Source organism: Desulfobacterium sp. N47 (assembly GCF_051233685.1).
Lineage (GTDB): Bacteria > Desulfobacterota > Desulfobacteria > Desulfobacterales > RPRI01 > RPRI01.
Genome location: NZ_JBAMMY010000185.1, coordinates 1 through 13,846, shown reverse-complemented (window position 1 = coordinate 13,846; position 13,846 = coordinate 1). Strand labels below are relative to the sequence as shown.

The window sequence follows — 13,846 nt, the reverse complement described above, 5'->3', positions numbered from 1 at the left end:
ATATAATGAAAAGAAAAGCAGTGCTTATAGCAGGTGCTTCCAGCGGATCGGGTAAAACCACTCTCACCTTGGGTCTGATGGCGGCTCTTAAAAATATGGGGCTTGATGTCTGTGGCTTTAAGAGCGGGCCTGATTATATTGATCCAAGTCTTCATAAAATAGTTACCGGCAAACCTTCTGTCAATCTTGATACATGGATGATGCCTAAAGACTATTTAGAGCGTTCGTTTCAATCCCGTGCAGCAAAAGCGGATATTTCTGTAATTGAAGGGGTTATGGGTATCCATGACGGCAGGCAGCCTGATTCATCCCAGGGTTCTACAGCCGAACTGGCTGCATGGCTTAAAGTTCCGGTAGTACTGGTTGTAAGTACAAATTCTATGGCCCGTACTGCCGCTGCTATAGTAAACGGTCTTGTGGATTTTGATCCTGAAGTTAAAATTATTGGTGTTGTGTTTAACAATGTGGGCAGTTTAAAACATTATGAAATTCTGGAAAAAGCTGTAAATACATATTGCAGTATTCCGGCACTTGGCTGTATTCCAAAAAAGAATGATATTGATATTCCTTCAAGGCATCTTGGCCTTTACATGGGAGAAGACGGAATCCTTGATAATGATAAAATAAAAGTCCTTTCAGATACCGTTTCAAAAAATGTTGATATTGAAAGAATACTTTTACTTTCCGAAATAGATATTAAACATACGGATTTGCTTTTATCTTCATCTGATAATTTCTCAGAACATAAACAAAAGCGAATCGCCGTTGCAAGAGACAAAGCCTTTTGCTTCTATTATGAAGATAATTTTGAGATCCTTAAGCATCTTGGATATGAAATTGTTTTTTTCAGTCCCATAGATGATACTATTTTGCCAAAGGATGCAGATGTCTATTATTTTGGAGGCGGATACCCGGAGCTTTATGCAGAGGCTTTATCAAAAAATGAGAATATGCGAAAAGCCATTGCTGAACAAAGCAAAAAAGGGGCTTACATATATGGCGAATGCGGCGGCCTTATGTATTTGGGTGAGTTTTTAGCGACAGTTGACGGCAAATCATATCCCATGTGCGGATGCCTTCCCTATAGCACTGTCATGAAAGCAGGCCTTCAGTCGCTCGGATATACCGAAGTATTGCCTTTAAAAGAATTTCTTTTTTTAAAATCAGATAATCCGGTACGTGGTCACTGTTTTCACTATTCTCAAATGATAGATGCTGACAAAAACCGTATGGAAAATATTTATTCAGGGAATCCGGCAGAAAAAGCCAAAGGCTTTCGCATTGGAAATACTTTGGCATCATATGTTCATCTGCATTTTTCTTCTTTAGTTAAAGTTAAAGCATAACAAAATGATAAATGAGGGCCAAAAGAGGACCTTGTTCAAACATTTGTTCATGCCTAAAATTGCCACCATTTTTTTTTTATTCTTCCTGTATTTTTCAATTGAGGGATACCTCAATCTCATGTGCGAGAGCATCAAGCGCAGCAAAAGGCCAATCCATAAACAGATAATCAGGATTTTCAACCAAAGCACGTTCGATCCCGACTCCTTTGTTGCTTTATTACGCTAAGTTCTTCAGGAAACCATTTCGCATTGTTTTAATAACAAATATATAATTACATTAATGTATCAGTAATATATAATATATTACATTAATGTTATCATGATTTTCTTTTGCAAAATAATTGTATCCGGAAATATATCATTATTTAATCAATATATTAAGTAGTTATAAATATTAAACCAATTATAATGCATCATGGCATAACTATTGTAATAAGTAATAGCAAATCCGTTTCATAAAGTCCTATCATACGAAGGAGAAGAGAAAATGCGAAAAATAGCAATTTACGGGAAAGGTGGAATCGGCAAGTCAACTACTACTCAGAATACTGTAGCAGGTTTGGCCGAAAGTGGAAAAAAGGTAATGGTTGTGGGATGCGATCCTAAAGGGGATTCCACAAGACTTCTTTTGGGTGGAATTGCACAGAGAACAGTTCTGGATACACTGCGGGAAGAGGGAGAGGATGTTGAACTTGATGATGTACGCAAAGCAGGTTTTAGCGGAATTCTATGTACTGAATCTGGCGGACCCGAGCCAGGCGTGGGTTGTGCCGGTCGGGGAATTATTACATCAATCAATTTGCTGGAACAGCTTGGAGCTTATGCTGAAGACGTAAAACTGGACTATGTTTTCTATGATGTTTTAGGTGACGTTGTCTGTGGCGGTTTTGCCATGCCGATGAGGGAAGGAAAGGCTCAGGAAATTTATATAGTTGTTTCAGGTGAAATGATGGCTATGTATGCCGCCAACAATATCTGCAAAGGAATTGTTAAATTTGCTGAGGCCGGCGGTGTAAGGCTTGGAGGACTGATTTGTAACAGCAGGAAAGTGGATAATGAAAAAGAAATGATTCTTGCCTTTGCAGATGCACTCGGAACCCAGATGGTTCACTTCCTGCCAAGGGACAACATGGTTCAAAAGGCCGAGATAAATCGTAAAACAGTAATCGAGTTTGATAAAGAACATCCACAGGCTGAAGAGTATCGAATATTAGCAAAAAAAATCGATGAGAATAAAATGATGGTCATACCTAAAATATTGCCCATGGATGACCTTGAAAAGCTTCTTATTGAATACGGAATAGCATCTTAAAGAAGAAAGGAAATTATCATGATTATGCTCAGATCAATTGTAAGGCCGGAAAAAGTTGACGCAGTACTGGCAGCATTAATGGAAGCCGGATTCCCAGGTGTTACAAAGCTGTCCGTTGTTGGCCGCGGAAAGCAACGGGGAATTAAAATAGGCGAAATCACATATGACGAAATCCCTAAAGAAATGCTGCTCACACTAATAAAGGATAAGGACAAGGACTTTGCCATTAAAACAATTATAAAAGCGGCGCGTACCGGAGAAAAGGGCGCTTATGGCGATGGAAAAATTTTTGCCGTGCCTGTGGAGGAAGTTTATACCATCAGTTCAGGTATAAAAGAGGATGCCGGAGGTAATATTGAAGAGGTGAAGATATGAAGGAAATATTGGCTATTATCCGAATGAACATGATGAACCTGACAAAAACCGCTCTTTCCGAAGCGGGTATTCCCTCCATAACAGCGGGAAGCGTTCTTGGACGGGGTAAAGGTCTGGTAGATCTTCAACTGCTCAGAGGTGCCGAAAAAGGTTATGAAGAGGCCATTTCGCAATTGGGTCAGAGCAACAGGCTTATACCAAAACGTATCTTAATTATAGTCGTTCCTAATAAACTGGTAAAAAAAACAGTTAAAACAATAATAAAGGTCAACAAAACAGGAAAACAGGGAGACGGTATTATTTGTGTAATGCCATGCCTTGATGCTGTGCGGGTAAGAACCGGTGAAAGTGGTGATGAAGTTTTAGATGATGTTTAAAATTTATTTTAGATGAAGTGCGAATTATAGAACAAACAATTACTGTTTGAAAAAGGAGATGCTTAAAATGGCGTTACCTGAAGAAAATAATAAATTTGAGCTTGATGTATACAATCCTGAAGAAATGAAAGAAGAGATGCTGCTACAGTATCCGCCAAAAGTTGCCAGGAAGAGGGCAAAGCAGATTATAATCAATAAGTTTGGAAGCGATGGTGAAGTAGGTGATATCAGTCCAAACGTTAGGACGGTTCCAGGATTGATCGGTCAGCGGGGATGTTGTTATGCCGGTTGCAAGGGTGTGGTTTTAGGGCCGACAAGAGACATTATAAATATCACTCACGGGCCTATCGGATGCGGATTCTATAGCTGGTTAACCCGCAGAAACCAGACTGATCCAAGTACTACGCCGGATAATCACAATTTCATGACTTATTGCTTTTCTACCGACATGCAGGATGAACAGATCATATTCGGAGGAGAAAAAAAGCTCAGGCTGGCCATACAGGAAGCATATGACAATTTCCATCCGAAGGCAATAGCGGTATTTGCTACCTGCCCGGTGGGTTTGATAGGAGACGATATTCATACTGTTTGCCGAGATATGAAGGAAAAACTTGGAATAAATGTTTTTGGATTCAGCTGTGAAGGATACAAGGGAGTGAGCCAGTCAGCAGGCCATCACATTGCAAATAACGGTATCTTTACCCATGTGGTAGGCACTGATGATACCGAACGGGACGGTAAGTATAAAATTAACCTGCTGGGAGAATATAATATCGGCGGGGACGCATTTGAAATAGAGCGGATCTTTGACAAATGCGGCATTACACTGATTTCCACTTTCAGCGGCAATTCCAGCATTGATAAATTTGCCAATGCTCATGTTGCTGATCTTAACCTTATAATGTGCCACAGATCAATTAATTATGTTGCCGAGATGATGGAAACAAAATACGGACTGCCCTGGATCAAGATTAACTTTATCGGAGCAAATGCCACTGCAAAATCATTAAGAAAAATTGCTCAGTATTTTGGCGATGAAGAACTGATTGCAAAGGTTGAAGAAGTTATTGCCGAAGAAATGCCTGCGGTAAAAAAGGCAATAGAAGAAATCAGGCCCCGCACTGAAGGCAAGAGGGCGATGCTTTTTGTAGGAGGCTCACGTGCCCATCATTATCAGGAACTCTTTGCCGAGCTTGGAATGAAAACCCTGTCGGCAGGATATGAATTTGCCCATAGAGATGACTATGAAGGCAGGAGAGTACTTCCCGATATTAAAGTGGATGCCGACAGCAGAAACATCGAAGAACTTGATGTCAAGCCAGACCCGGTTAAATATAATCCAAGAAAAAGTGAGGCTGAGATTGCAAAGCTTGCAGAGGCAGGACTGAAAATGTCCGAATACGAAGGCATGATGCCGGATATGGACAGCGGTTCCATGATTATAGACGATATAAGTCAGCGCGAATCAGACCTGCTAATAGAGTCTTTCAAACCTGACATTTACTGTGCCGGGATTAAGGAGAAGTATACGGTGCAGAAAAACGGAATTCCAATGAAACAGCTCCACAGTTATGACTACGGTGGACCATACGCCGGATTTAATGGTGCTGTAAACTTTTACAGAGAAATTGACCGTATGGTTAACAGCAAAATATGGAGATATCTGAAAGCTCCATGGCAGGCTCATCCGGAACTGGCAGCCGCTTATGCATCCGATTAAATGTAAATTTCGATTATGCTCTGCCATTGGCCTGAAACCATTTTTAGAATTAAATATAATAAAAGGACAGAGAAATGCTTCTAAGACATACAACCGATGAAATAAAAGAACGAAATGCGCTGTCAGTGAATCCGGCAAAGACCTGTCAGCCGATAGGAGCCATGTATGCCGCTCTTGGGATTCACGGATGTTTACCCCACAGCCACGGTTCCCAGGGCTGTTATGCATATCATCGCAGCACGCTGACGCGTCATTTCAAGGAACCGGTTATAGCCGCAACCAGCGCGTTTACAGAGGGAGCCTCTGTTTTCGGTGGTCAGGCGAACCTGCTTCAGTCTATTGACAACATTTTTACGGTTTATAATCCAGCTGTGATTGCCGTTCATACAACATGTCTTTCCGAAACTATCGGAGACGACTTGCCCCAGATAATCAACAAGGCAAGGGCCGAGGGTAAAGTGCCTGAGGGAAAATACGTTATTCATACAAATACACCGAGTTATGTTGGATCACATGTTACCGGTTTTTCAAATATGACACGGGCAATGGTAGATTATTTTTCCGAATATAATGGGTCTAAAAACAAAATCGTAAACCTTATTCCAGGATTTGTGGAACCCTCGGATATGGAAGAGATGAAAAGGCTTGCTGCTGAAATGGGAATCAGGACAATAATGTTTCCCGACACATCAAAGGTGTTAAACGGCCCCATGACAGGAAAGTATAAGATGTTTCCTGATGGTGGGGTATCAATTGAAGAACTGAAGATGACAGGAAGCAGTATAGGAACCATAGCTTTAGGGCCACAGGCATCAAGTGCTGCGGCAAAAGCTTTGGATGTTAAATGCAAAGTCAGATGTGAAATACTTGATTTGCCGATCGGCTTGCACGCAACTGACGCATTCATAGATCAGCTCAGATGCATGGCTAATGTCAATGTGCCGGATTCCATTAACTTTGAAAGAGGTCAGATGCTGGATATTATCGCTGATATGCACCAGTATTTTTATGGCAAGAGGGTTGGTCTTGTGGGAGACCCGGACCAGATTATGGCGCTTGCAAAATTTCTGGTATCCATTGATATGCATCCTGTTTACATGGTTACAGGCAGTCCGGCAGGAAAAAAGTTTGAAGAGGAATTAAGGGAGATAACAGCAGAAGTTCCTGGTGAAGTAAAAATTAAAGTGCCGGGAGATATGTTTCTCTTTCATCAGTGGATTAAAAATGAGCCGGTAGATCTGCTTATCGGAAACACTTATGTAAAGTATATTGCACGGGATGAAGACATACCTTTTATAAGGCATGGCTTTCCGATACTGGATCGGATCGGACACAGCTACTTTCCTACGGTGGGTTACAGGGGAGGTATCAGGCTGCTGGAAAAAATCTTAAACGCGCTTTTGGATAGAAAAGATAGAGATGCTAGCGATATAGAATTTGAACTTGTAATGTAAAATCTGAATCTGAAAGTCTATACAAGGAGTTATGAAAATGGAAAAACCTGATTATCATATATTTGTGTGTTGCAGTTTTCGAGGTATTGAAGCCAAAGGCAAATGCCTGCGTAAAGAGTCACCCAATCTTATCCCATATCTACAGGAGGAATTGGTAGACCGGGGTTTAAATGCAATGGTATCCAGTTCGGGTTGTCTTAACCGATGTGACGATGGCCCGGCTATGGTCATATATCCCCAGGGGATATGGTATGGGAATGTTAACGGGGAAGCTGAAGTTGATGAAATACTTGATGCCCTTGAAGAAGGAGTAGCAGCGGAAAAATACCTGATTACGTAATGGTATTATGATGTCATGAGGTGAAAAAATGGAAACAACTGCACCTGTAATTTTTGAAGAGAGAGAAAATCAGATCCACCGTAAAGGTGAAACACCATTTAATATCGATTGTAACCGCGATAGCCTGGCCGGAGCGATAAGCCAGAGAGCGTGTGTTTTTTGCGGCTCCAGGGTAGTATTGTACCCGATTGCAGATGCACTGCATCTGGTACATGGCCCCATAGGCTGCGCAGTCTATACCTGGGATATCAGAGGTGCGCTGTCATCAGGCCCCGAACTCCACCGGCTTAGTTTTAGTACTGACCTGCAGGAAAAAGATGTCATTTTCGGTGGTGAAAAAAAACTTTACAAAGCATTAAATGAGCTTATCGACCTTCATGGACCTAATGCGGCATTTGTTTATTCCACTTGCATAGTCGGAATTATCGGAGATGATCTGGAAGCCGTATGCCGCAAAGTCAGCGAAGAAAAGAAAATTCCGGTTATTCCGGTTCAGTCTGAAGGTCTTAAAGGTAATAAGCGTGAAGGATATAACGCCGCGTGCAAAGCCCTTTTCAGGCTGGTGGGAACAGGCGAAACTGATAATATATCTCCATACAGCCTTAATATTCTTGGCGACTTTAATCTTGCCGGAGAAATCTGGTTAATCAGAGATTATTTCAAACGTATGGGAGTTGAGGTTGTCGCCAATATCACCGGGGACGGGCGGATAGCAGATATAAAAAGAGCCCATGGAGCAAAACTCAATGTTGTCCAGTGTTCAGGCTCTACTATGGATCTTGCTAAAATGATGGAGGAAACCTACGGTATCCCCCATTTAAGAGTCTCATATTTCGGTGTGGAAGATATGGCCCAGGCTCTTTATGATGTTGCAAATTTTTTCGGTGATAAGGAAATGATAGAAAAAACCAAAGAACTTGTTAAAGACGAATTGAAGGTTCTTTATCCTGAATTGAAAAAATTTAAAAAAGCCCTGGAAGGAAAAAAAGCAGCCATATATGTCGGCGGGTCATTCAAGGCTTTTTCTCTGGTAAAGGCACTCAGGCATCTGGGAATGAAAGTCGTAATGGTAGGGTCTCAGACCGGTACCAAGGAAGACTATGCCGAGCTTGAGCAGATAACGGATCCCGGCACCATAATAGTCGATGACACCAATCCGTTAGAGCTTTCGCAGTTTATAAAGGAAAAAGGAGTGGATCTGTTTATCGGAGGAGTCAAGGAACGCCCGATTGCCTATAAGCTTGGTGTGGGATTTTGTGATCACAACCATGAAAGAAAAATCGGGCTGGAAGGTTTTGAAGGCATGCTCAATTTTGCCAAAGAAGTTTTTAACACCGTAATGAGCCCGGTATGGCGTTTTGTCCCCCGCAATACTACAGGAGATGTGAAAAATGTCTGATAACTATACGTCAACAACAAACGCATGTAAATTATGCAAACCTATCGGGGCATGTCTTGCTTTTAAGGGTGTTGAAGGGGCTGTGCCGTTTCTGCACGGATCACAGGGATGCGCAACATATATGCGACGCTATATTATAAGCCATTTCAGGGAACCGATGGATATAGCATCTTCTTCGCTGGGAGAAAAAAATGCTATATTCGGCGGAGGACCGAACTTAAAGCAGGGAATCAAAAATGTAACCACAAAGTATGGGGCAAAGATGATCGGTATCGCCACAACATGTTTAACTGAAACAATCGGTGATGATGTCCCATCTATTATCAAACAGTTTCGCGAAGAGGAAAAAGCTCTTTTTGAATCCGATAATTCTCCGCTTCTGGTAAATGTTTCCACACCCAGCTATGGCGGTACGCATATGGAAGGTTTCCATGATGCTGTAAGGGCGCTTGTTGATCAGATCGCAACAGAATATGGGAGAGATGAATCCATAAACCTGCTGCCGGGTTTTGTTTCTCCGGCAGACATACGTTATCTGAAGGAACTTTTATCAGATTTTAACCTTGAAGTAGTAGTACTGCCTGATATCTCGGAATCTTTGGATGGCCCGGCTCTGCTTGATTATCAGAAGATATCCGAAGGCGGGACTCCGCTATCTAAAATAAGAAGCATGGGAAAGGCCCGGGCAAGTATTGAATTCGGGCGTACGATTTTTGATAATCCAACTGCCGGAAAACTTCTGGATTCACGTTTCGGCGTTAAAAACTATTCTCTCGGGATGCCGATCGGGCTGAGGGAAAGTGATGAATTTTTCTCGGTTCTGGAAGAAATTTCAGGGTGCAAATCACCTGAAAAGCATGTTCTTGAACGCGGAAGACTAATAGATTCCTATGTGGATTCACATAAATATATCTTTGGCTGCAAAGCTGTTGTCTATGGGGAAGAAGATCTGGTAGTTGGTCTTACCTCATTTCTCGCAGAGATGGGGGTGCAGCCGGTTCTTTGCGCCTCGGGTGGAAAAAGTAAAAAGCTGGAAAAAGAAATTACGTCGGTTACAAAAGGGCTTGTCGATCTGCCGATAGTCCGTGATGGCGTTGATTTTTATGATATCGGAGAAGAGGCTGCAGAATTAAAACCGGATATTCTTATCGGGCACAGTAAAGGATACAGTCTGGCTAAAAAATATGGTATTCCCCTGATGCGGGTAGGATTTCCTGTTCATGATCGTATAGGCGGCCAGCGTATTCTCCACCTGGGATATCGCGGGGCACAGGCCCTGCTTGATGAACTTGTTAATTTAGTAATAGAAAAGAAGCAGAATGATTCACCTGTTGGATACTCTTATATGTAAGTGATTGACGATAAAGGAGCAGCTAATGAACCTGGACGCACACCCCTGTTTTAATAAAGAAGTAAAACATAAATTCGGACGGGTCCACCTTCCTGTGGCCCCAAAATGTAATATAAAGTGCAATTACTGTAACCGGAAATACGATTGTCTGAACGAAAGCAGGCCCGGAGTTACCAGTGCTGTTCTTTCACCTTTACAGGCTGTTGATTATCTGAAAAGAGTTCTTATAAAGGAACCACGTATAACGGTAGCCGGTATTGCCGGACCGGGAGATCCTTTCGCCAATCCGGAAGAAACAATGGAAACCTTAAGACTTATTAATAAACAGTTTCCGGATATTATACTTTGTCTTGCCACAAATGGAATGGGTCTATTACCCTATATCGATGAACTGAGCGGACTCAACCTGACACATGTCACTATTACGGTAAATGCTCTTGATCCTGTTATAGGCGGAAAAATTTATTCCTGGGCAAGGGATGGAAAAGTACTGTACAGAAAAGAAAAAGCGGCTGAAAAGCTTATTGAACGCCAGCTTGAGTCAATTAAAAAGTTAAAGGAAAAAAATATAACGGTTAAGATTAACTCAATAATAGTTCCGGGCATAAATGATGAGCACATCATCGAAATCGCAAAGGAGATGAGGCATTTAAAAGTCGATATTATGAATGCTATTGCGATGTTTCCAAGTCCCGGCTCTGAATTTGAAACAATAAAAGAACCGGGTAACGGACTTGTATCGCGGATCAGAGAGGAAGCCGGGAAATATGTTTCACAGATGAAGCATTGTACCAGGTGCCGTGCTGATGCTGTAGGACTTTTGGGTGAAGACCGTATCGTTGAGTTCCAGGGATGCCTGTCGGAATGTACTGCAATAAAAGAAAAGGATAATGAAAATAAGCCTTATGTAGCGGTTGCTTCTATGGAAGGGACTCTTGTCAACATGCACCTGGGAGAAGCTGATCGTTTCATGATTTACGGAAAAAGTTTCGATGGTTATAAGCTTGTGGATATCAGGTATGCGCCGAAACCGGGAGGAGGAGACGACAGGTGGAATCAGTTGAAAGATACTGTTAAGGATTGTCGTGCAATCCTTACCAGCGCACTTGGAGACCGACCAAAACAGATTCTTGAACTTGCCGGAATACTGCCTATTGAAATGGAGGGCTTTATTGATGAAGGATTGGATGCTGTTTTTGAAGGCGGAGATCTAAGCAAGTTTAAAAGCCGTAAATTCAATCCTTCCGGTTGCGGTGGAACCGGGATGGGGTGCGGATAATTTATATAAGGTCAGCCAATTTTAAAACGCTCCATTTTGGCCGATCTTTGTCTTGGGCGAAAATTTTAACCATCTAAATACCCTATTATTTCCTGTGGTTAAAATTTTCGCCCGCCTTGAGCTTGAAAAACTGTAATGTTTTAAAACTGACTCTAAAAAACTAATTGGAGGGGAATAAAATGAACAAAACCCGTATCGCAGTTGTTTCAACCGATGCAATTTATGTGGATGAGCATTTCGGAAAGGCTAAGCGGTTTTTAATATATGATTTAAAGGGCGGGATTGACTTTATTGAAGAGAGACCCACGGAAAATTTTTCAGTAAATGATCCGAACCATGAATTCGATCCCGATAAATTTAATCGCATTTCATCACTTATAGCAGACTGTAAAAAAATCTATATGAGCAGGATCGGTGAACTGCCTGCTGCAAAGCTAAGAGAGATGGGAATTGAACCCATTGTCTTTAACGGACTGATTAAAGAAATATCCGGCCAATAACATTTTCCTTCTCTTTGTGTTATTGGATTAAATCGCATGGATCACCAAAATCCCTGTGGTCCATGCGACTATTCAAAGGTTCAAGGATTTAAGCGAAATGCCAAGAAATTATAAAGAATTAAAGGTTTGGCAAAAGTCTTATCAACTATATATGTACCTCGATAAGGTAACAAAAACTTTTCCCGAAAAGGATGTATTTGGTTTGACCTCACAAATGATAAAAGCGGCTCAATCTATTACGTGCAATATTGCAAAGGGTTACCGGAGAAAAACAACCTCTGAATATTTAAGATCATTATATATTGCCTATCGCGCAACTAGTGAATTAGAGATGCAGATAATATTATCCGGGGATCTGGGCTATCTCAATCAGCGAATCTTATCAATACTTCACGGTGATATCGGTGAGGTTGAAAAGATGTTAAGAGCCGAGATAAAATCAATAGAAAATAAACCATTGGATACTTAAACTCGAATCCAGGCTTTCTTTTTCACAAACAATTTAGAAAAGATCCAAACCTGTTGTTATTCCGGCAATGCCTGCTATGGAATTGTTTTACCGGGGGCCGGAATCAAGTTGGAGGATTAATAATTGGATGTATCATCTTTAATTATACGTGACGCAAGCCATAAAGATATCAATAAGCTTTTGGAGTTGTTGAAACTTTTGTTTTCTATAGAAAAGGATTTTAAATTTGATATCATCCGGCAAAGCCGTGGTCTTAATATGATGCTGGACGGATGCGGCAAACATCGCTGTGTTAAAGTAGCCGACATAAAGGGCCGGGTTGTAGGGATGGCAACTGCCCAGACTCTGATTTCCACAGCAGAAGGTGGTATATCCGTTGTGGTGGAAGATATGGCTGTGAGCCCGGATTGGCAGGGCAGGGGAGTGGGAAAAAGATTGCTTGAAGACATCACAAAATGGGCAAAAAGCCGAAATGCCGTAAGACTTTCGCTTCTTGCCGATAAAGATAACACAGCAGCTCTTGGTTTTTACGATCATATCGGATGGAATAAAACCAGCCTTATCTGCCTGCATAAAAAATCCTGTTGATATTTATAGCATTTGTCATAATAATATTCCGATCGTTTGGTTGTAATTGGGTATGGGTACGTTATTCAAGGCACACTTCAGGGGGGGTTGTTATGCGCAGGGAATGACTTCCTTTTTGAATATGCGCAACATACGTATTTTTGATTAAAAGAGTTTTTTATTATACCGGAACTTGCGGCTATTTAACGGCAGAAGATAATTTTCTGCCAAAAATTACAAGAAATCTATTGTTAAGCAGTAGTGTCCGGTTAGGTTTTTGCATATAAAGTTTGTTCTTTGACAATTCGATTATCAGACTGTGTATTTTTTCCACAGGCACGCAATTCATTCTGGATATTGTTTCTAAGCTGACGAATCCTTTTTATTGATACAGGCTCCTTAAATTGTTCATGGCAGTATATGGCCATAAGCAGATAGGTTATTAACCCTGCAAAGATTTGAACCATCAGGCCATATGTACTGCGAGCAATCAAGTGGTACACCTTTAAATGCTTTTTCCACCATTTGAAAAAAGTTTCAATATCCCATCTAAGCTTATAAACAGTTGCAATCTGCTCGGCTGTAAGGTCATAACGATCAGTGGCCACAAAATATTTGACGCCGGCAATATTATAGCCAACAACCCGAACGGGCTTTTGGGTCTGATTTACTCCAGGGGTGCCAAGAAGAACCATGGCATCATAAAAAATATAGCTATTGGGATCAACAGTATGCTCTTCGAGAATGGTTTTTGTTGTTTTTGTTTTTATACGGCAAACAAAATGTTTGTTCTCATCCTGAAGAAGATCAAAGTTTTTATGTGATTGATATCCCCGGTCCATGATCCCTGTCTGACCTTCTGAAAGAATAGACCTGACAAAGGGACGTTCAGCGCCGTTGCCTTCTGTCAGATAAATTTTTACAGGAATCTTGCGATTGATGTCAAAGCCGAAATGTCCTTTTGCCTTTTTAGCGCCTTTTCTGTAATCTGCCCAGTACATGGACAAAACAGCATCAATCAAAGACCCGTCAATTGAAACGAGTTCACCGAGATCTGAGTGTTTTGAGGGTAGAACATTTTGTGCCTGTGTACAAAGAGATTGAAAAACATATTCAAGCTGTTTAAGCCCGCGGGAATTGATAATTTCGGAAAAGCTGCTGCGGCTAATACCTCCACTTGGAGCTATACATTCTTTGGCAAAATCGTCCTCTTTAAGGTGTTGAATAAGATCTCGAGCTGATTCATGTTCCTGGAGATGGAAAAAAATTAGTGCCTGTAGTTGATCTTCAAAAGTCATTTTCAATGGCCTGTACCCCCTGGATTCAAGCAGTGGTATGCTATGGAAAATCTTTT

The 13,846-nt window shown here is 41.3% G+C and carries 14 protein-coding genes; 13 read left to right on the top strand and 1 reads right to left on the bottom strand.

The window, feature by feature from the left end; genetic code table 11:
• Positions 1–5: 5 nt before the first annotated feature.
• The 13 genes from VXK47_RS11905 to VXK47_RS11845 all read left to right on the top strand — a co-directional run bounded on the left by VXK47_RS11905 (position 6) and on the right by VXK47_RS11845 (position 12,513).
• Positions 6–1,346 (top strand): cobyrinate/hydrogenobyrinate a,c-diamide synthase, encoded by a 1,341-nt coding sequence (locus VXK47_RS11905; protein WP_435549003.1) that lies wholly within the window; start codon positions 6–8, stop codon positions 1,344–1,346.
• Between the two features lie 487 nt (positions 1,347–1,833).
• Positions 1,834–2,658 (top strand): nitrogenase iron protein, encoded by an 825-nt coding sequence (gene nifH / locus VXK47_RS11900; RefSeq protein ID WP_435549002.1) that lies wholly within the window; start codon positions 1,834–1,836, stop codon positions 2,656–2,658.
• A gap of 18 nt (positions 2,659–2,676) precedes the next feature.
• Positions 2,677–3,033, top strand: a complete 357-nt coding sequence (locus VXK47_RS11895) for a P-II family nitrogen regulator (protein ID WP_435549001.1) — start codon at positions 2,677–2,679, stop codon at positions 3,031–3,033.
• Complete coding sequence (locus VXK47_RS11890; protein WP_435549000.1) at positions 3,030–3,410, top strand: P-II family nitrogen regulator; 381 nt, start codon at positions 3,030–3,032, stop codon at positions 3,408–3,410. Before VXK47_RS11895 ends, VXK47_RS11890 begins: the two co-directional genes overlap by 4 nt.
• 67 nt (positions 3,411–3,477) lie before the next feature.
• Positions 3,478–5,133 (top strand): nitrogenase molybdenum-iron protein alpha chain, encoded by a 1,656-nt coding sequence (gene nifD / locus VXK47_RS11885; RefSeq protein ID WP_435548999.1) that lies wholly within the window; start codon positions 3,478–3,480, stop codon positions 5,131–5,133.
• A gap of 74 nt (positions 5,134–5,207) precedes the next feature.
• Positions 5,208–6,587 carry a nitrogenase molybdenum-iron protein subunit beta gene (gene nifK, locus VXK47_RS11880; protein ID WP_435548998.1) on the top strand — a complete coding sequence of 460 codons (1,380 nt, stop codon included), beginning with the start codon at positions 5,208–5,210 and terminating at the stop codon, positions 6,585–6,587.
• Between the two features lie 37 nt (positions 6,588–6,624).
• Positions 6,625–6,927, top strand: a complete 303-nt coding sequence (locus tag VXK47_RS11875; protein WP_435548997.1) for a (2Fe-2S) ferredoxin domain-containing protein — start codon at positions 6,625–6,627, stop codon at positions 6,925–6,927.
• Positions 6,928–6,955: 28 nt separating this feature from the next.
• Positions 6,956–8,326 carry a nitrogenase iron-molybdenum cofactor biosynthesis protein NifE gene (gene nifE, locus VXK47_RS11870; RefSeq protein ID WP_435548996.1) on the top strand — a complete coding sequence of 457 codons (1,371 nt, stop codon included), beginning with the start codon at positions 6,956–6,958 and terminating at the stop codon, positions 8,324–8,326.
• Complete coding sequence (locus VXK47_RS11865) at positions 8,319–9,677, top strand: nitrogenase component 1 (RefSeq protein WP_435548995.1); 1,359 nt, start codon at positions 8,319–8,321, stop codon at positions 9,675–9,677. The genes nifE and VXK47_RS11865 overlap by 8 nt, the downstream gene beginning before the upstream one ends.
• Before the next feature lie 25 nt (positions 9,678–9,702).
• Positions 9,703–10,956, top strand: coding sequence for a radical SAM protein (locus VXK47_RS11860; RefSeq protein ID WP_435548994.1), 1,254 nt, complete (start codon positions 9,703–9,705; stop codon positions 10,954–10,956).
• 179 nt (positions 10,957–11,135) lie between these two features.
• Positions 11,136–11,456 (top strand): NifB/NifX family molybdenum-iron cluster-binding protein, encoded by a 321-nt coding sequence (locus tag VXK47_RS11855; RefSeq protein ID WP_435548993.1) that lies wholly within the window; start codon positions 11,136–11,138, stop codon positions 11,454–11,456.
• Between the two features lie 97 nt (positions 11,457–11,553).
• The gene (locus tag VXK47_RS11850; RefSeq protein ID WP_435548992.1) at positions 11,554–11,925 is read left to right on the top strand and encodes a four helix bundle protein; all 372 of its coding nucleotides are present in this window, start codon (positions 11,554–11,556) and stop codon (positions 11,923–11,925) included.
• 123 nt (positions 11,926–12,048) lie between these two features.
• Positions 12,049–12,513 (top strand): GNAT family N-acetyltransferase, encoded by a 465-nt coding sequence (locus VXK47_RS11845; RefSeq protein WP_435548991.1) that lies wholly within the window; start codon positions 12,049–12,051, stop codon positions 12,511–12,513.
• Between the two features lie 248 nt (positions 12,514–12,761).
• On the opposite strand, the gene VXK47_RS11840 is transcribed toward VXK47_RS11845, so the two are convergent.
• On the bottom strand, positions 12,762–13,846 hold a 1,085-nt coding region (locus VXK47_RS11840), incomplete at its 5' end, for an IS4 family transposase (protein WP_435548990.1).